The sequence below is a fragment of the Gottfriedia sp. NPDC057991 genome (genome assembly GCF_042886615.1).
Lineage (GTDB): Bacteria > Bacillota > Bacilli > Bacillales > Bacillaceae_G > Gottfriedia.
On sequence record NZ_JBHVQN010000010.1, the window covers coordinates 47,648 to 67,334 of the forward strand.

Below are 19,687 nucleotides of genomic sequence, written 5' to 3' on the forward strand. Positions count from 1 at the left end.
ACAAATGAGAAAAGATAGTATTAAAGTAGATAACATATCTTTTAAATACCCACAGGCACAATCAAATGCAGTTCATTCTGTATCATTTAATATAAAAGAAAATGAATGGATCGCTATTGTAGGTCGAAACGGATCAGGAAAGTCAACATTAGCTAAACTTTTAAATGGACTGATATTACCTGAAGAAGGCCAAATCGTGATTGATGAGGAAATTAGCTTATCAGAAGAAACAATTTGGGACGTTCGAAAGAAAATAGCGATGGTATTTCAAAATCCTGATAATCAGTTTGTAGGTACGACAGTAATAGATGATATTGCATTTGGATTAGAAAACCATGGGATTGAGAAAAAAGAAATGGATCGTCGAATTGAGGAAGTTTTAAATATCGTCAATATGAACGAATTTGTACTCCATGAGCCACACTCTCTTTCTGGTGGCCAAAAACAAAGAGTAGCAATAGCAGGAGCATTAGCAATTCAACCAAGTATATTAATATTAGATGAAGCTACATCGATGTTAGATCCCTTCGGTAGAAAAGAAGTAATCGAAACAATTCGTGATTTACATAAAGATATTAATATGACTGTTATTTCAATTACTCATGATATAGAAGAAGCAATACATGCAGACCGTATTTTAATTATGCATGATGGTCATTTAATTCAAAGCGTAACTCCAGAAGAGCTCTTAAAAACAGAGTTTTCTTTAGAGTCGCTTGGATTAGCATCTCCTTTTACAAATAACCTTTCTAGTTTATTAATCGAAAAAGGTTTACCGTTGAGACAAGACCATCTAGAGCAAGAAAGCTTGGTGAGCGAATTATGCAAATTACTTTTGAAAAAGTAGGCTATACTTATCAGCCGAAAACACCTTTCGAGCATCGTGCTCTTTATAATATTGATGTTACGATACCTGATGGGTCATATTATGCTGTAATTGGTCACACAGGCTCAGGTAAATCTACTTTTCTGCAACATTTAAATGGCCTCTTACAACCAACAGAGGGCATCGCTAAAATAGACGATATTACCCTTTTATCAGATAAGAAAAACAAGAATTTAAAATCATTAAGAAAAAAAGTAGGATTAGTTTTTCAGTTTCCTGAGCAGCAATTATTTGAAGAGACTGTAGAGAAAGATATTTGCTTTGGTCCAATGAATTTTGGTGTATCTGAAGATGAAGCAAAAAAAAGAGCTAAAGATTTAATTGAAAAAGTAGGCTTAAGTGAAGAATATTTATTGAAGTCACCATTTGAATTAAGTGGTGGTCAAATGAGAAGGGTTGCTATTGCAGGTGTTTTAGCAATGGAACCAGAAGTTTTAGTATTGGATGAACCAACTGCTGGACTTGATCCTAGTGGTCAAAAGACGTTAATGGATATGTTTTACCAATTGCATAAAGAAAAAGGCCTGACGATCATTTTGGTGACGCATAGCATGGAAGATGCAGCGAGATATGCTGATACGATCCATGTACTTCAAAAAGGGACTACGTATTTAAAAGGAAGCCCTTTAGAGGTGTTCTCTTATGAAAAGGAACTAGAGGAAATTGGATTACAAATTCCACTTTCTTTAAAATTCCATCAAGAACTAAATCAAAAATTAGGCATTAATGAAAAAGCTACAAGTCTAACAATCGAACAACTCGCTAATTATATAGCGAATCTTTATAATGGGGAAACAAAATGAATAGTCTAATTATCGGAAAATATATTCCAATCGATTCACTAATTCATCGTCTAGATGCTAGAGCAAAACTTCTTACAATGTTCATTTTTATTTGTATCGTTTTCTTTGCAAATAACTTTATAACATACGGTATTTTATTTTTATTTTCAATTGTAGCAGTATTGCTATCAAAAGTACCTTTTAATTATTATTTAAAAGGATTAAGAGCTATCTGGCTGATCGCAGTGTTTACGTTTTTATTGCATGTTTTTACAAATAAAGAGGGACCACTAATTTATCATTTTGGATGGGTCGATATTCATAAAGAAGGAATTATTCAAGGTATTTATATATCATTAAGATTTTTTCTTTTAGTTTCAATTACTACTTTACTGACATTAACAACAAATCCGATCGAAATTACCGATGGTCTTGAGTCATTATTTAACCCATTTAAAAGGCTTGGTCTACCTGTGCATGAAATGGCTTTAATGATGTCAATTTCCCTACGATTTATTCCAACGCTTATGGAAGAGACTGAGAAGATTATGAAGGCACAATCGTCCCGAGGAGTGGATTTCTCTTCAGGACCTATAAAAGATAGGTTAAAGGCATTGGTCTCTTTACTTGTGCCATTATTTATTCATTCATTTAAACGGGCCGAAGACTTAGCAGTTGCGATGGAAGCTAGAGGTTACCAAGGTGGAGATGGAAGATCAAAGTTTCGTGTTATGAAGTGGCATTTACGGGATACAGCATGCTTTGTTGTATTACTGATATTATTTTTACTATTATTGTTTTTACGTAAGTAATGGAGATAAGTTATGAATCGAATTAAATGTATAATTTCATATGATGGCACACTATTTAATGGCTACCAAGTTCAACCTAATAAGAGAACAGTCCAAACGGATATTGAGACGGTTCTGACAAAAATGCACAAAGGTAACCCAATAAGAATCCACGCATCTGGTAGAACAGATACAGGGGTACACGCAATAGGACAAGTAATTCATTTTGATAGTGACTATGCGCTTCAGCCAGAGCAATGGAAGAGGGCATTAAATGCACAATTGCCTAAAGATATTAATGTTAAATTTGTAGAGATCGTTGATGATAATTTTCATTCAAGATTTGACGTCGTTCGAAAAGAATACCGTTATTTTATTTGGAATGAAAAAGACGAAAATGTTTTTTCTAGAAACCATCATTATTTTTTCCCTTTTGACCTAAATATTGTTAAAATGCAAGAAGCATTAGATTGTTTACTAGGTACACATGATTTTAGTTCCTTTTGTGCATCAAATACGGATATAAAGGACAAAGTACGAACGATTTATAAAGGAAGTATTAGTAAAACAGATCAAGGGATTGTCATCGCTCTTGAAGGAAATGGTTTTCTTTATAATATGGTTAGAATAATTGTTGGAACATTAATTGAAGTGGGGCAAGGAAAACGCGATGTAAAAAGTGTTAAAAACGCATTATTAGCACATGAACGAGCCAAGGCTGGCAAGACTTCACCGGCTAATGGTCTGTTTTTATGGAAAGTTGATTATAACAACTAATCCTGGTGTAACATTTGCTTGACATTAGAAGGTATAAAGTTTAATATTAAATACGGTATTGTTTTAAGAACCACGATTAGCCCCGGAACCAGTCGTGTTAAAGATAAACAATAAAAACAATTTTACTTTATGTATATTGTATTAGGAGGAAAATAGAATGCGCACAACTTATATGGCAAAAGCTAGCGAAGTTGAACGTAAGTGGTTCGTTGTAGACGCTGAAGGAAAAACTTTAGGTCGTCTTGCAACTGAAGTAGCTACTTTACTTCGCGGTAAGCACAAACCAACTTTCACACCACACGTTGATACAGGTGATAACGTAATCATCATCAATGCTGAGAAAGTTGAATTAACAGGAAACAAATTAAACAATAAAATTTACTACCGTCATACTATGTATGCTGGTGGTTTAAAAGAGCGTACAGCTTTAGAAATGCGTACTAACTATCCAGTTAAAATGCTTGAGTTAGCTGTTAAAGGTATGCTTCCAAAAGGACGTCTTGGACGTGCTCAAAGTAAAAAGTTACACGTGTATGCTGGTAACGAGCATCCACACCAAGCACAAAAACCAGAAGTTTACGAACTTCGCGGATAATTATAAAAGGAGGGCATTCACATGGCACAAGTACAATACTATGGCACAGGACGTCGTAAAAGCTCAGTAGCTCGTGTACGTTTAGTTCCTGGCGAAGGACGCGTTATCATTAACGGTCGTGATTTTGAAGATTACATCCCATTCGCTGCATTAAGAGAAGTTGTTAAACAACCACTTGTTGCAACTGAAACATTAGGTAGCTATGATATTTTAGTAAACGTTAACGGTGGTGGATACACTGGTCAAGCTGGTGCAATTCGTCACGGTATCTCTAGAGCATTATTACAAGTTGATCCTGAATACCGCGGAACTTTAAAACGCGCTGGATTATTAACTCGTGATGCACGTATGAAAGAGCGTAAAAAATACGGTCTTAAAGGTGCACGTAGAGCTCCTCAGTTCTCAAAACGTTAATTTTTATTTATACGTTCAAAACTCCTTTCCACCTTGTGGACAGGAGTTTTTTATTTTGCAGGTTTATTTGATCATATGTAATTTTATATCCACTATTTTCAAACCTTCCCCTTAACTGTTCTTCCTTTACCATTATCTTTCCTTTGTTTATGGACTCTGTAGTAATTTCCAAATGAAGCGGCTTTTTTCTTCATATTTTAAATGCATTTCATTCCTTTGGTCTCCTCTTTGTTCAAAATGCTGATCATTTAGCTTTTTTGAAACTTTTTATAATTATTTTAAAAGTGTTTGTAGGTTTTTGTATTGTTTTGTAGGTTTGCATATAAAATTAGTTAAGTATTTCATTTATATGTTTGAAAGCGTTAACAAGGGGGATTTATATGAAGAAATTTGGATTAGCTACGCAAATCTTTGTTGCTCTTATATTAGGTATTGTTGTAGGAGCTTTAGTATACGGAAATGAAAAGGCAATAACTTATATTCAACCGATTGGTGATATCTTTATTCATTTAATTAAAATGATCGTTATGCCAATTGTAATTTCAGCTCTTGTAGTAGCTGTAGCAGGTGTAGGGGATATAAAGAAGTTGGGAAAACTTGGAGGAAAAACACTTCTTTATTTTGAAATCATTACGACGATTGCGCTTGGAATTGGATTGCTTGCAGCGAATTTATTCCACCCAGGTAAGGGCGTAGATATGAGTCATCTGCAAAAAGGTGATATTTCAGCATATGAACAAACGGCAACGGCAACACAACAAAGTGGTTTTGCAGAGACAATCGTTCACATTTTCCCGAAAAATGTGTTTGAATCAATGGCACAAGGTGATCTATTGCCGATTATTTTCTTCTCTGTTCTATTTGGTTTAGGAGTAGCAGCGATAGGAGAAAAAGGAAAGCCTGTTCTTGGATTTTTTGAAGGCGTATTAGAAGCGATGTTTTGGGTTACAAATCAAGTTATGAAAACTGCTCCATTCGGGGTATTCGCGTTAATTGCTGTAACAGTTGCAAAGTTTGGTGTAAGTACTTTATTACCACTTGGTAAACTTGTTTTAGCTGTTTATATAACTGTGGCATTTTTTGCTATTGTTATTTTAGGTATTAATGCTAAAATGACAGGGACGAATATTTTTACACTTATGAAGATTTTAAAGGAAGAGTTGATTCTTTCATTTACAACAGCAAGTTCGGAAGCAGTACTTCCAAACATTATGAAAAAAATGGAGCAAATGGGTTGTCCAAAAGCAATTGTATCTTTTGTTATACCGACGGGGTACTCGTTTAACTTAACGGGCTCAGCGATCTACCAAGCTCTTGCTGCATTATTTGTTGCTCAGATGTACAATATTCACATGTCATTTATGGAGCAAGTAACATTGTTATTTGTACTAATGCTTACATCAAAAGGTATGGCCGGTGTCCCTGGTGCATCGTTCGTAGTTGTACTGGCTACACTAGGTTCAATGGGATTACCTTTAGAAGGAATCGCATTAATTGCAGGTATTGATCGTATTTTAGATATGGTTCGTTCTGCAGTAAATGTATTAGGAAACTCGTTAGCAGCCATTACGATGGCGAAATGGGAAGGCGAATACGATAAAGAGAAGGCGCAACAATATATTGATTCTATTAAGGAATCAAAAGTTGCGTAAGGATGGGAGAAAAAACAAATGGCGGCTACTGAAATTAAACCAAACATACGCATTGAAAAAGATTTTTTAGGGGAAAAAGAAATTCCAGCAGATGCCTACTATGGTGTCCAAACATTACGCGCAGTTGAGAACTTTCCTATTACTGGTTATAAAATTCACGAAGAGCTTATTAAAGCTTTAGCAATTGTAAAGAAGGCAGCAGCACTTGCTAACGTAGAAACAAAACGCCTTTATGAGGGAAATGGTAAAGCGATTGCAGAGGCAGCTCAAGAAATTATTGAGGGCAAATGGCATGATCAGTTCATTGTTGATCCTATTCAAGGTGGCGCAGGGACATCAATGAATATGAATGCAAATGAGGTTATTGCAAATCGTGCGCTTGAAATACTAGGTAAAGAAAAAGGTGACTATTTCTGCATTAGTCCAAATACCCATGTAAATATGTCGCAGTCTACAAATGATGCATTCCCAACTGCAATTCATATCGCGACTTTAAATATGTTAGATAAATTATTAAATACAATGAATTATATGCGTGATGTATTTGACTTAAAGGCAAAAGAATTTGACCATGTAATTAAAATGGGCCGTACTCACTTACAGGATGCAGTACCAATTCGTTTAGGACAAGAATTCGAAGCATATTCTCGAGTACTTGGACGTGATATAAAACGTATCGAACAATCTCGTCAGCACTTATATGAGGTAAATATGGGAGCTACAGCAGTTGGAACAGGTTTAAATGCAGATCCTCGCTACATTGAACTAGTTGTTAAGCAACTTGCTGAAATTAGTGGCTTATCGCTAGTTGGAGCTGAGCATTTGGTTGATGCTACTCAAAATACTGATGCTTACACAGAGGTATCTGGTGCTCTTAAAGTTTGTATGATGAATATGTCTAAAATAGCAAACGATTTACGTTTAATGGCTTCTGGTCCTCGTGCAGGTCTTGGGGAAATTTCATTACCAGCGCGTCAACCGGGTTCATCTATTATGCCAGGAAAAGTAAATCCTGTAATGGCTGAAGTAATTAACCAAATTGCATTCCAAGTAATCGGTAATGATCATACAATTTGTTTAGCGTCTGAAGCGGGACAATTAGAATTAAACGTTATGGAGCCAGTTCTTGTATTTAATTTACTTCAATCAATTAACATTATGAATAATGGATTCCGTGCATTTACTGATAATTGTTTAAAAGGAATTGAAGCAAATGAAGACAGAATGAAAGAATATGTAGAAAAGAGCGTTGGTCTAATCACAGCGGTTAATCCACATATCGGTTATGAAGTTGCTGCGAGAATAGCGAGAGAAGCAATTCTAACAGGAAAGCCAATTCGTGAACTTTGCTTAAAATATGATGTATTATCAGAAGAAGAACTTGATTTAATTTTAGATCCATTTGAAATGACTCACCCTGGTATTGCTGGTGCAGTTCTTTTAGAACGTCAATAAAATCAGTCAGACAACTGATAAACGCTCACTTTCTATGTTGCTTTGCCTATTTGCGGTGCTTATACCGCCATGTATGTAACTAAAGCGCCGCTTCTGGCCTAGCGCATTGAAAGATCAGTCGCAATCAATCAGTTTGACAATTAATTATTACAAAGTGAAGGGCGAAAAGCCCTTTTTTGCTTAACTAAAAAAGATAAAAATAAAAAGATAGAAAAGGGATGGGATTATATGCATAAATTCAAGGTAGGTTCGAATGGAGAAGTGGAGACTACCTTGCGAGGTGCCGAATTATTAGGTGTGCCAATGCTTAATAAAGGAGTTGCATTTACTCAAGAGGAACGAAAAGAATTAGGTTTAACAGGATTATTACCGCCAGCTGTACTTACGCTGGAGGAGCAAGCTAAACGAGCTTACGCGCAATTCTCGTCACAACCTACTGATTTGCATAAAAATGTTGCATTATCAGCTTTACATGATCGTAATGAAACATTATTTTATCGTGTCCTAACTGATCACTTACCTGAAATGCTTCCGGTTGTTTATACACCAACAGTTGGTTTAGCAATTCAACGTTATAGTAATGAATATAGAAGACCTCGTGGTTTGTATTTATCGATTAATGAAGAAGATGGTATTGAACAAGCATTTGATAATTATGGCGCAAATGCAGATGAAATTGATTTAATCGTTATTACTGACGGTGAAGGAATATTAGGAATTGGTGACTGGGGAGTTGGAGGTATTAATATCGCAATCGGCAAATTAGCGGTATATACAGCTGCCGCAGGTATTGATCCAGCACGAGTATTGCCAGTCGTTTTAGATGTTGGTACTGATCGTGAAGAGTTACTAAATAATCCATTTTATGTTGGAAATCGTCATCCTCGCGTTCGCGATAGTCGATATGATTCGTTCATTGATAAATTTGTTAGAACTGCAGTAGAAAAATTCCCAAATGCTTTACTTCATTGGGAGGATTTTAGCTCTAAAAATGCACGAAACATATTAGATAAGTATCGTCACCATGTTTGTACTTTCAATGATGATATTCAAGGTACAGGAGCAGTATCACTTGCCGCTGTGCTAGCAGCAGTGAATGCATCTGGTATTCCATTAAGTGAACATCGTGTAGTTGTATTCGGATCAGGAGCGGCTGGTATTGGAATCGCAGATCAAGTACGTGATGCAATGGTACGTGAAGGTCTTTCATACGAATTAGCAAACCGCAGATTTTGGTGTATAGACCGAAACGGATTGCTTGCAGAGGATATGGAAGGGTTGTTCGACTTCCAACAACCGTATGCTCGCCCAATTGAGGAAAATAATTCAGGTGCGAGCCTAGCAGAAGTTGTAAGCCAAGTTCATCCTACGATCTTAATTGGGACTTCAACTGTTGCCGGTGCTTTCACAGAAGAGATTGTAAAAGATATGGCAGCACATGTTGAAAGACCTGTAATTTTACCGATGTCAAATCCTACACCACTTGCAGAAGCAAAACCTTCTGATTTAATCAAGTGGACTGAAGGAAGAGCATTGGTAGCAACAGGAAGTCCTTTTGCTCCAGTAACATATAACAAAACGGTTTATGTAATTGGTCAATCAAATAATGCTCTTATTTTCCCAGGCTTAGGACTTGGAACAAATGTTTCACGCGCTAGTATTATTACTGATGGAATGTTTGCAGCGGCTGCAGAAGCTGTAGCGGAAATGATTGATGTAAGTAAATTAGGTGCACCATTACTACCTCAAATCGAGAATCTACGTACTATTTCAGAAGTAGTTGCGATTGAAGTAGCAAAAGCAGCAGTTGCTGATGGGGTAGCTCGAGTTGTACACGACGATATTGAGCAAGCTGTACGAAACGCAATGTGGGAGCCTGCATATCGACCTATTAAAGCTACTAAAGAATTGGTCACTATATAAAAACAAAAAATACAGCTTGTATCATCAAGCTGTATTTTCTTATGAAATTTAGTAGTATGGAGGATCATTGTGTTAATAACAACAAGGCGATATACTAGTAGCAAAAATCAGGAAGTGGCGGATTTGAAATCTAAAGGACTGCAAGGTAAAGATTTCTGGATTGTTATTGCACTTATGGTTATTGTTCCAATAGCGGGTGAACTGAACTTTCATCCATTTGATAATATATTTCGCGTTAGTTTTGGAACCCCAATTTTTTTCTTTTCTTTATTGTATTTTAGGAATTATCATTCTGTTGTAATAGGGCTTTTAATAGGCATATCTGTTTTTATATTCCGTGTTGGACTAGATTGGTTAGTATTGACAGATTTTAATTTTGCTTCATCTTTTTCGGTCAGATTTCCTACTTTTTTATATTATTTTTCATATTCCGTTTTATTTTATTTATTAAAGGTAAATCGGTTTCAGCCCCCTTTGCTAATAGGTATTTTCGGTATTACTATTGAGATCACTTCTAGTTTAATCGAATTAATACTGCAACTATATGGAATGGGATCCTCACTTACTGTAGAAGAGTTAAACAAAATTATTATTATTGCGGTGTTTAGAAGCTTTTTTGTATTAGCATTTATCAATATGATGAAGCTTTACGAGCTAAAACTGAAGGAATCACAAACTCGTAAAGAGAATGAAAATATGCTTATGCACTTATCTAATTTGTATGTAGAGTCTGTTTATTTGAAAAAGACGTTACAAAATGCCGAAACAATAACAAAAGAATCCTACAATTTATATCGAGACATGAGTAAGTATAAACAGGATCTAGGAGTTCCAATTGAAAAATGGGGGAGCAAATCTTTAAGAATCGCAGGAGAGGTACATGAAATAAAAAAGGATAACCAAAGAATTTTCGCTGGACTTTCTAAACTTATTACAAGTGAAAGTTTGCCTGAATATATGAGTGTAAATGATTTAGTTACAATGATTATACGAATTAATCAAAAATATGCAGGCATGCTAGGAAAGAAAATTGAGTTTGTTTCTCATATAAAAGGAGAACATCCGCACTATCATATTTACCTAATGCTATCATTTATTAATAACTTAGTTGCGAACGCAGTTGAAGCTATAGAGCATAAAGGGAGAATTCTCTTATCAATAGAAAAAGTTCAAGATTGGATTGAATGTAAGGTTATTGATAATGGTCCTGGAGTTCCTTCAAAAAATATGAAGCTTATTTTTAAACCCGGGTTTACGTCTAAATATAGTGATGATGGAACACCATCTACAGGAATCGGTTTATCCTATATCAAAGAAATGGCAGAAGAATTGGGAGGAGAAGTTATTCTCTCTCAAAAAGAGAGTGAATGTATTTTTACGATCCGACTACCAATTGGAGCTCTCGTCTTAGAAAGGGTGAATTTATGAATTTTTATATCACAGATGACGATGAAGTCTTCCGATCGATGTTATCACAAATCATAGAAGATGAAGAGTTAGGTGAAGTTGTTGGTGAGGCGCAAGACGGCTTTTTTTTAGATGCAAATACGCTTGAAATAAATCATGTTGATATTTTATTTATCGATTTATTAATGCCTCTCCAGGACGGTATAGAAACAATTCGCAGAATGGGACCTTCATTCAAAGGGAAAATTATTATGATTTCCCAAGTGGAGTCTAAAGAATTAATTGGAGAAGCGTATTCTCTCGGTATTGAATATTACATTACTAAGCCATTGAACAAAATTGAAGTGATATCGGTCGTTAGAAAGGTCTTGGAGCGAATTCGATTAGAGCGATCGATTCTTGATATTCAAAAGTCATTAAGTAATGTTTTTGATGTAAATTCAATAAATCAACATAAACCAATGTCTTCTGATAAAAAGAAAATTACGGATTGGGGACAGGTTCTATTATCGGAACTTGGCATAGCAGGTGAAAACGGGAGCAAGGACTTACTTGATATGCTCAATTACCTATATGAATATGAAACAAATTTTGGTTTAGAAGCAGGATTTCCTACATTAAAGGATATATACATTCACATCAGTTTAAAAAAGCTAGGGATTGTAAATTCTCAAGAAGACGTTGAGCGTGAAAGGAAATCTTCAGAACAACGAGTACGTAGAGCAATTTACCAATCATTAAATCATATGGCATCGATAGGACTGACAGATTTTGCGAACCCCAAATTTGAAAATTATGCTTCAAAATTTTTTGATTTTGAAACAGTTCGTCAAAGAATGAGTGAATTGAAGCAAGTATCCTTGACTCCATCAACACATACTCGTATTAATGCTAAGAAATTTATACAAGTTTTATACTTTGAATCGAAACAACTTTTAGTTGAAAGATATTAAAAATAAATTTTAGTTGGCCCTCAAGCGCTTTTGGTGAGGGTCTTTTCGTATATGATTGCTTTCTGGAATAAGCTAAATAGTATATCCATATTCTAAAATGATAAAAATTAAAAAATTCTAATAATTCATTTGCGAATTGTAGCATAGAAGAGTTTTAAAAGAATAAAATAATATACCTTAATAAATTATACCTTTGGCCATCTACGTTAGGGGTGATGTACATTGGGATTGATCGACTGGATAATGGGCAAAATGAATTTTCAATCAAGTACTAGTTCTTTTGAGTTATTAAATGATGAAGGGGATGGCCAATTAACATTAGGCGATACACTATTTAAGAATGATGTGATCAGGGCATGTATTCGACCTAAAGCCAATGCAATTGGAAAACTAAAAGTAACGCATGTTAGAGAAAATAATAGAGAATGCAAGATTAACCCCGATCCGTGGGTTTTTAATGTACTTCAAGAACCAAATCCATTTATGTCTAGGCAATTACTTCTAGAGAAAATGGTAACTCAGCTTGACTTAAATAGTAACGCGTTTGCATTTATAAAGCGAAATGATTTTGGTTATCCAATCGCTATTTTTCCTATTCCATGTACAAAAGTTGAAGTGCTCGAAAATAATCAGGGTTTGATTTTTTTAAAGTTCACATTCAAAACTAAAAATGTACTAATTTTACCTTATAGCGATATCATTCATTTAAGACAAGATTTTAATAGTAATGATCTATTTGGTACTCCGCCATATGATCCTTTACTTCCGTTATTAGAAGTGATTGATTCGGTTGATGATAGTATCGTCCAAAATGTAAGTAACAATCGCTTTATGAATTGGTTATTGAACTTTAAGGAATTACTAGATGAAGAAGATATGATTAAGAATACGAATGAATTTGTAAATAATTATATGAAGTTTACAGGCGATGGTGTAAAAGCAGGTTTTTCAGAGCCAACGTACACATTACAACAAGTACCCGCAAGTAATTATGCTCCAGAGGCACAAAGAACAAGTGATGCAATCAGACGAATTCATAGTTTCTTTAATACGAACGAAAATATAGTTCAAAGTACATTTAATGAGGATCAGTGGAATTCGTATAATGAAGCTGTTATTAATCCTTTAGTCATCCAGCTAAACAATGAATTTACACGTAAATTCTTCACTCCAGCGGAACGAAAAAATGGTAATCGGATCGTTTTTGAAGCATCTAACTTAGAATTTGCATCGATTGCAACTAAATTAGCATTTTCAATTTTGGTAGAACGAGCTTCCTTAACGCCTAATGAATGGCGTTCCCTATTTGGAATCGGACCAATTCAAAGAGGAGATGTACCACTTCTAAAAACTGATACAGCACCAATCGATCAAAAAGAAAGAGATAGAGAATTTGAATTACGAGTTGAAAGAGAAAAGAGACGCGAAGAAGAAATTGAAAGATGTAGACAAGAATGTATGGAAGAATGCAAAGAGTTTAGAGAATTTTGTATGGAACAACAAAAGAAGCTTTTAGAAAAAACAGAAACCGATGATAAAACTAGTTAATAAAATTAAAGCTTTTAACTATTTATAGTTAGGCTTTTTTTTTCCAGTAGATCGTATAAATCACATAGACAGGATACTTGTCCGAACACTTTTTCCATTGGTTCATATAGTAAAGTAATAGCGAATATTAAACCAATTTATGGAGTTGTTTATATGTTTGAAAAAGATACGATTATTACCCTATTAGGTAGTTCTGGCGGAGTGGCAAAGGCAGTACTTTCTATATTCAATAAAGCGGCAAAGGATCATAATGATCCAATTCATCAGATAATGAAAAATGCCAGGTTTCATTTAATTGATTTGAAACAGAAAGATTTAACTTATTTTGAAAGGATTATTCCTAACTTAACAGCAAACGTTACGTTTCATGAAATGAATGTTAATAATATTGATTTAATGAAAAAACATCTCATAGAGAGTAATACAGTTATTGTAGTTGATGTTTCTAGAGCAGATTCTGTTGAAATGTTGCGCTGTTGTAATGAGTTTGGTGTGAAATATGTCAACACAGCTTTAGAAAGTGAAATAGTAGATGGAGATGAAAGTATTAGTTCCGGTTTCCCGCTTAAAGAACGTTTACGTATCTTCGAGGAAAATAAACGAAAGTTTAAAAATACTACAGCAATTATTGGTTCAGGGATGAATCCTGGTATTGTGCAATGGATGGCAATCGATTTAATGAACCAATTCCCTTCCGAAAAACCTCTTGCATGTTATATTGTTGAACATGATAATTCTTTTTATGAAAACCCTTCAATAGCTCAAAAAGAAACAATTTACACCACTTGGTCCCCAGATTGCTTCCTGGAAGAGGCAGTCACAAGCTTTCCAATGTTTGTTAAACAAAATATTCCAATCTTCTTGTATGATGATGTTTATTCTGTTGAATTTAAAGTAACGTTGGGGGAAAAAGTCTTTTATGGTTGTCTTATGCCACATGAAGAAGTATTTATTATTGGCAAATTGTTCAACTTAGAAAGTGGTTTTGTGTATCGTGTTAATGAGCATACAACAAGTCTAATTAGAAATAATTTAAAATACACTGACGAAATATTGGGTTTTGATAAAAAGCTTCTAGATCCTTCAACAGCTCCATTGGTAGGAGAGGACGTAGTTGGAGTTTTACTTGTGTACGAAGATAAAGAGCGCTATATCTATAATGTTATGAACAATAAGGATTCATTCGCTAATTACGGTACAAATGCAACCTATCTTCAGGTCGCTTGTGGTGTTTATGCAGGAGTTGCAAGTTTATTTTTGGATACAGTAGAAAGTGGTGCCTACTTTGTAGATGAATTAGTATTAAACACGAATAGTAAATATGGACAATATTTAAAATATCATATGCCTCAGTTTGTATATGGAGAAAATGAAAAAAGTGACGGATTACTTTTACAAAGAATGAAATCATTCAATAATTAAAAATATGAAAGAGGGGAGGAAGTGTTTTTGAGACCTCTCTTTTTTATTTTTTAAGAAAGAGTAGACCTTTATAAGTCTTAAAAAATGCATTTTCAATTCAAAATTAATACAATTTTTAAAATCTGTATTTTTTATGAAAATTATTATTTTTTTATGGAAGAAATTAAGTATGTAGTTTTTGAATGAAGCACCCCTTTTCGTCTTAGACTATGGCTACGGGGAGGTTTCATCATGAATCTTATAACAAATTTCCGAGAAAAAAGAAGAGCAAAGCAAATTACATTTGAAAAGAGCTTATTAAGAGAACTAAAAATAATGCAATTAAAAGCCCAATTAAAGGATTCATTTTCCTACTGTATAGACGCAGACATTAACCAAAGAAAAGCAAGAGAAGATTACTGTTTAGAGTTAGCGGTAGAAACATACTTATTGGGTGCGAGATATAGCCGATTTGGTTTTTATGGTGAACCAATCGAGAATGTTAAAAGAAGATCAGCTAAAGAATCTGAATGGTTAGCTTATTTATTTTATTCTTCTGTATTTGGTCGTAAGGATGATATACAAACAGAACCGTTTGATCGATGTAAATCTTTTTTAAATAATTGGTGGTTAGATGGATATGTAAAAGGAGAAAGAAGACACAAACTTCGATTATCAAAGTAAGGCATATTCTTCCTAGTTGTCCCATATATTTTTTATAGGACAATCAGGGGGAGAAAAAATGAAAAGATGGCATTTAATCGTTATCATTGTAACCTTTGTTTTTTTGATTTTGAGTATACCTTTATTACAAAAAACTTCAAAGACCTGGAATTTTAGAGGACTACCTCTAGATGGAAAAGTGATTGTTTTGGATGCTGGACATGGTGGACCAGATGGAGGTGCCTCAGGTGGAGATGTTATTGAAAAAGTTGTTGCTTTATCAATAACAAATAAACTAAGGGATTATTTACAAGGTCAAGGCGCAACGGTTATTATGACAAGAGATGGAGATTACGATCTAGCAGAGGATGGTATGAAAGGATATAGTAGAAGAAAAAGCGTTGATTTAAGGAAAAGGGTAGAAATTATTAATGGATCGAACGCAGACTTATACATATCAATTCATTTAAACTCTTTACCAAGAACATCTTCAAAAGGTGCACAAACATTCTTTTATGGTTCATTAATTGAAAATGAGCGATTTGCAAAATACGTCCAAGCTGAATTAAGAGAAAGTCTAAATAATACTCATCGATTAGCGAAAATTATTAATCATGTTTATTTGATGAAATATGCCAAAGTACCAGGTGCGCTTGTTGAAGTTGGCTTTTTATCAAATTATGAAGAAAGTCAGCAGTTAAGAGATGAAAAATATCAAGATAAACTTGCTGCAGCTATATATAGAGGGGTTATTAGATACTATACAGATAAAAATGAACCGCCGAATTAATCGGTGTTTCAAACTATTGGTAAACGCTCGTTTTCTTCTTTACTTCGTCTGCTTACGGTGCTTACCGTTTAGGGTAACTCCGCTCCGCACAGACCAAACGTTTTCAATTAGCTTGAAAATCATATTTTTGGACTTCGTCTACGATAAGGACCGCCGAATTATTCGGTGGTTTTCATTTTTACTAACTTATTAATGTTACTTAGGACTAACGATGTTACATGTGTTATACTATTTAGTATATTAAGATAACGAGGTGTAAATATGCTTACCAATGAACAAGTATTATCACTTTTAGGTACAATTAATGAGCCATTTATAAATAAATCATTAGTAGAATTAGATGCTGTTAAAGAAATATCGATAAAAGAAGAGAAGAAACATGTAAGCGTTAAAATTGCATTGTTGAAAACGGGCACAGCTGAACAAATGCAAATTCAAACACAAATTGTTCAGTTATTAAAGCAAAATGGTGCTGATACAGTTGGAATTCGATTTACTGAATTCACAGAAGAAGAAAAAAGTCAGTTTAATGAAGACAACCAAGAAAACTCATCACTTTCACTTTTAGATAATAAAAAAGTACAATTTTTAGCAATCGCAAGTGGAAAAGGTGGAGTAGGAAAATCAACTGTTTCTGTGAACTTAGCAGTTGCTTTAGCAAGATTAGGTAAAAAAGTAGGTATAATTGATGCTGATATTTATGGCTTTAGTGTACCGGATATGATGGGAATTACGACTAGACCTGTGATCAGGGGTGAACGCATCATTCCAGTTGATCGTTTTGGAGTAAAGGTCATTTCAATGGGATTCTTTGTAGAAGATAATTCACCAATTATTTGGAGAGGTCCAATGCTTGGTAAAATGCTACAACAGTTTTTCACAGAAGTTGAATGGGGAGATTTAGATTATTTATTACTAGATTTACCACCTGGTACAGGAGATGTAGCGTTAGACGTTCATAGCATGTTACCATCTTGTAAGGAAATAATTGTTACGACACCACATCCTACAGCTTCGATTGTTGCAGCTAGAGCGGGAGTAATGGCATTAAAAACAAATCATGAAATAATTGGTGTTGTAGAAAATATGAGTTATTTTGAAAGTGAAAAAACTGGCGAAAAAGAGTATGTTTTTGGTAAAGGTGGAGGAGAAAGGCTTGCAAAAGAGCTTCAAACAACTCTATTAGGACAATTACCTTTACAGCAGCCTGATTGGGATGAAGAGGATTTTGCTCCTTCAATATACGATAAAGATCACCCAACTGGTAAAATCTATACGTCGATTGCTAAGCAAGTAGTCGAAAAAATCGTATTAAATAAATAATAAACAATACCCTTTTAATTTGTATGCTTGTTTTTTGTTAGTAATGGATATGACCATTGCTAATATTTAGACATGAATTAAAATTATTAGGGTATTTATATTGATTAAATAGTTAATAAAGTTTTATATGAATCGATAATTTTGAAGAAAAGCAGAAGCTTTGTGAAAACGGGGGATTAAGAAACGAATGACGAGTCGGAAATTGGTTCGATTATTTTTAACAACATTACTAGTTGGCGGAATCGCAACAATCATAACGGGTATTCTTTATGGGTATAAAGAGTATTTAAGTTACGTGCAAGATGGCAGATTTATTAAACTATTAGTAGAGGTATCATTTTTATTTATATTGGGATTAGTATTCAGTGCAGTAAGTCAGATGGGATTCTTTGCATATTTGACAATACATAGATTCGGATTAGGCTTATTTAAGTCATTATGGAATACGGTTCAAATTGTATTAATCGTGTTCGCTTTATTTGATTTAGCTTATTTTCGATTTAAAGAGTATGCACATGGAGAGGCTTTTACCGTATATTTAATATTCCCAATAGTGCTTTTAGTAGGTAGTTTGATTGTTTCTTTTATAAAAATGAAAGAAACAAACAAAGGGGCGTTTATTCCAGCATTATTTTTTATGATTGTCGTTACAATCGTTGAATGGGTTCCTGCATTAAGACAGAATGATCTTTCATGGTTAATTCTAATGTTAGTACCGTTATTTGTTTGTAATGCTTATCAGTTATTAACTTTACACAAAATACTAAAAAGCTAAGAGAAATATCTCTTAGCTTTTTTATTTTACAATTTTAATATTTGTTTTAGTATTAGATATCATTTGAGAAACAGTTATGTTTTTATATCCTTCGTCTTTTAAATAGGACCAAATTAATGGCAGTGCTTTTGGTGTTTGAAGTGCCGAATCACTTGCATGAAGCAAAATGATGTCTCCTGGGTCAGTATTTTTTTCTACGCTTTTTACAATTTTATTTGTTCCAGGATTTCTCCAGTCTTCAGTATTAATACTCCAATGAATCACAGAAAGATTGTTCCTTGCAGCAAGCTTTATAATTTCTTTATTATATTCACCATTTGGTGGTCTAAATAACTTAACGTCCTTTACGCCTAGACGATTAAATACTTCTGCTGAATTATTTAAATCTCTTTGCATTTCAACTGGAGTTAGTTGGGTGTAGCTTTTATAACGATACCCTAGTGTCCCAATCTCGTGACCTTGCTTAACGATTGTTTCAACGATCTCTGGATGTCGCTCTGCCCATGATGCGGATAAGAAAAAAGTTGCATTCGTAATTTTTTGATTTCGTAATACGTCCAAAACTTTAAGTACATTTTCATCGCCCCAGCTTATATCAAAAGTAAGAGCTACATTTTTTTGGGAGGCATCGCCTTTGTAAATTGCCATTGGCCCCTTGTTCGTTGAAAAAGTTGAAAATGTTTTAGGTGCTTGTATATAAACTAAGCAAGCTGTGAAAAATGCAATAATAGTAATTAAAGAAAATTGCTTTAATTTTCTTTTTGAAGTGATGTAAAAGTAAAAAAGCATAAAATCGCCTTCTTTCTTGTCCAAGTTCTTATATAAAGGATATGAGATTTAGTAAGCTTGTATGCTATAAAACGAAATGATTAAATGTTTAAAGTATTTGAACAATAAAATTGGGATTTTCTTAAAATCGTATAAAGATGAAAGTACCATGGAGTGGTGTTTATGTTTGGAGTGCTTCTAAATAAGGAGCATGTATTAGAGATCGAATCGCTCATAATACGTTCGCTATATGAATTAGATAAAGAGTTATTATCGCATAACTTAAATGAAAGAGTTAAAAATGAAATGGTCCAAAAGAAGAAAATCTTATATGAAGTGTATGATAGATTACCGCTATGTAAGGATTCACTTAAATAATGGAGTAGAGAGTGAAAGCAGCATTACTCCTTACTTTCGCAATCATATGAGGCTTGTTCACTTAGTCCATGAAAAAGATTTTAAAAAAAATCTAATTTTGTGTTGACGTTATATTTAATTACGTGTTATATTATTTCTTGTCTTCAACGACAACAAAAACTGATTCAACAAATTTAAAAATAATTTTTAAAAAATGTTGACAGGCTATATTACGAAATGGTAATATTAAAAAGTCGCTTACGAGCGATGAAGTGAACTTTGAAAACTAAACAAAACATGAAGTAAACGTCAATTATTAGTTTTTTGAGCATTACAAGATTTAAACTTAACTTTTATGGAGAGTTTGATCCTGGCTCAGGACGAACGCTGGCGGCGTGCCTAATACATGCAAGTCGAGCGGACTAAT

19 protein-coding genes and 1 rRNA gene are annotated in these 19,687 nt (G+C 34.1%); 19 read left to right on the forward strand and 1 reads right to left on the reverse strand.

Annotation, left to right across the window (positions count from 1 at the left end):
* Positions 1–4: 4 nt before the first annotated feature.
* The 17 genes from ACFVR2_RS23915 (at position 5) to ACFVR2_RS23995 (ending at position 18,135) form a co-directional block, all read left to right on the forward strand.
* Positions 5–847 (forward strand): energy-coupling factor ABC transporter ATP-binding protein, encoded by an 843-nt coding sequence (locus tag ACFVR2_RS23915; RefSeq protein ID WP_387367755.1) that lies wholly within the window; start codon positions 5–7, stop codon positions 845–847.
* Positions 823–1,689: an energy-coupling factor ABC transporter ATP-binding protein gene (locus tag ACFVR2_RS23920; RefSeq protein WP_387367758.1), complete on the forward strand. Its 867-nt coding sequence runs from the start codon at positions 823–825 to the stop codon at positions 1,687–1,689. The genes ACFVR2_RS23915 and ACFVR2_RS23920 overlap by 25 nt, the downstream gene beginning before the upstream one ends.
* Positions 1,686–2,480: a cobalt ECF transporter T component CbiQ gene (cbiQ, locus tag ACFVR2_RS23925; RefSeq protein ID WP_387367761.1), complete on the forward strand. Its 795-nt coding sequence runs from the start codon at positions 1,686–1,688 to the stop codon at positions 2,478–2,480. The genes ACFVR2_RS23920 and cbiQ overlap by 4 nt, the downstream gene beginning before the upstream one ends.
* A 12-nt stretch (positions 2,481–2,492) precedes the next feature.
* Positions 2,493–3,236, forward strand: coding sequence for a tRNA pseudouridine(38-40) synthase TruA (gene truA, locus ACFVR2_RS23930; RefSeq protein ID WP_387367764.1), 744 nt, complete (start codon positions 2,493–2,495; stop codon positions 3,234–3,236).
* Between the two features lie 157 nt (positions 3,237–3,393).
* Positions 3,394–3,831 carry a 50S ribosomal protein L13 gene (gene rplM, locus ACFVR2_RS23935; RefSeq protein ID WP_387367767.1) on the forward strand — a complete coding sequence of 146 codons (438 nt, stop codon included), beginning with the start codon at positions 3,394–3,396 and terminating at the stop codon, positions 3,829–3,831.
* A 21-nt stretch (positions 3,832–3,852) separates the two neighbouring features.
* Positions 3,853–4,245, forward strand: a complete 393-nt coding sequence (rpsI, locus tag ACFVR2_RS23940) for a 30S ribosomal protein S9 (protein WP_056467505.1) — start codon at positions 3,853–3,855, stop codon at positions 4,243–4,245.
* Positions 4,246–4,625: 380 nt separating this feature from the next.
* Complete coding sequence (locus ACFVR2_RS23945) at positions 4,626–5,897, forward strand: cation:dicarboxylate symporter family transporter (protein WP_387367770.1); 1,272 nt, start codon at positions 4,626–4,628, stop codon at positions 5,895–5,897.
* An 18-nt stretch (positions 5,898–5,915) separates the two neighbouring features.
* On the forward strand, positions 5,916–7,352 hold the full coding sequence (gene aspA, locus ACFVR2_RS23950; protein WP_335407332.1) for an aspartate ammonia-lyase: 1,437 nt from the start codon (positions 5,916–5,918) through the stop codon (positions 7,350–7,352).
* Between the two features lie 228 nt (positions 7,353–7,580).
* A complete protein-coding gene (locus ACFVR2_RS23955; RefSeq protein WP_387367774.1) occupies positions 7,581–9,275 on the forward strand; it encodes an NAD-dependent malic enzyme in 1,695 nt (564 codons plus the stop codon).
* Positions 9,276–9,449: 174 nt separating this feature from the next.
* Entirely contained in the window at positions 9,450–10,703 is a 1,254-nt protein-coding gene (locus ACFVR2_RS23960) for an ATP-binding protein (RefSeq protein WP_387367807.1), read from the forward strand.
* The gene (locus ACFVR2_RS23965) at positions 10,700–11,635 is read left to right on the forward strand and encodes a response regulator (RefSeq protein ID WP_387367777.1); all 936 of its coding nucleotides are present in this window, start codon (positions 10,700–10,702) and stop codon (positions 11,633–11,635) included. Before ACFVR2_RS23960 ends, ACFVR2_RS23965 begins: the two co-directional genes overlap by 4 nt.
* 222 nt (positions 11,636–11,857) lie before the next feature.
* Complete coding sequence (locus tag ACFVR2_RS23970; protein WP_387367780.1) at positions 11,858–13,183, forward strand: phage portal protein; 1,326 nt, start codon at positions 11,858–11,860, stop codon at positions 13,181–13,183.
* A 153-nt stretch (positions 13,184–13,336) separates the two neighbouring features.
* A complete protein-coding gene (locus ACFVR2_RS23975) occupies positions 13,337–14,605 on the forward strand; it encodes a saccharopine dehydrogenase family protein (RefSeq protein WP_387367783.1) in 1,269 nt (422 codons plus the stop codon).
* A 231-nt stretch (positions 14,606–14,836) separates the two neighbouring features.
* Positions 14,837–15,268, forward strand: coding sequence for a DUF2521 family protein (locus ACFVR2_RS23980; protein ID WP_387367786.1), 432 nt, complete (start codon positions 14,837–14,839; stop codon positions 15,266–15,268).
* Between the two features lie 58 nt (positions 15,269–15,326).
* Positions 15,327–16,037 carry an N-acetylmuramoyl-L-alanine amidase CwlD gene (cwlD, locus tag ACFVR2_RS23985; RefSeq protein WP_387367789.1) on the forward strand — a complete coding sequence of 237 codons (711 nt, stop codon included), beginning with the start codon at positions 15,327–15,329 and terminating at the stop codon, positions 16,035–16,037.
* 261 nt (positions 16,038–16,298) lie between these two features.
* On the forward strand, positions 16,299–17,360 hold the full coding sequence (locus ACFVR2_RS23990; protein WP_387367792.1) for an Mrp/NBP35 family ATP-binding protein: 1,062 nt from the start codon (positions 16,299–16,301) through the stop codon (positions 17,358–17,360).
* A 187-nt stretch (positions 17,361–17,547) separates the two neighbouring features.
* A complete protein-coding gene (locus tag ACFVR2_RS23995; protein WP_387367795.1) occupies positions 17,548–18,135 on the forward strand; it encodes a KinB-signaling pathway activation protein in 588 nt (195 codons plus the stop codon).
* A 21-nt stretch (positions 18,136–18,156) separates the two neighbouring features.
* Here ACFVR2_RS23995 and pdaB read toward each other — a convergent pair whose 3' ends face one another.
* A complete protein-coding gene (gene pdaB, locus ACFVR2_RS24000) occupies positions 18,157–18,924 on the reverse strand; it encodes a polysaccharide deacetylase family sporulation protein PdaB (protein ID WP_387367798.1) in 768 nt (255 codons plus the stop codon).
* Between the two features lie 162 nt (positions 18,925–19,086).
* On the opposite strand from pdaB, the gene ACFVR2_RS24005 reads away from it, so the two are divergent.
* Together ACFVR2_RS24005 and ACFVR2_RS24010 are read left to right on the forward strand one after the other, a co-directional pair.
* Positions 19,087–19,281 (forward strand): hypothetical protein, encoded by a 195-nt coding sequence (locus ACFVR2_RS24005; protein ID WP_387367801.1) that lies wholly within the window; start codon positions 19,087–19,089, stop codon positions 19,279–19,281.
* A 331-nt stretch (positions 19,282–19,612) separates the two neighbouring features.
* Positions 19,613–19,687: ribosomal RNA gene (locus tag ACFVR2_RS24010) — 16S ribosomal RNA — on the forward strand; the annotation flags it as partial.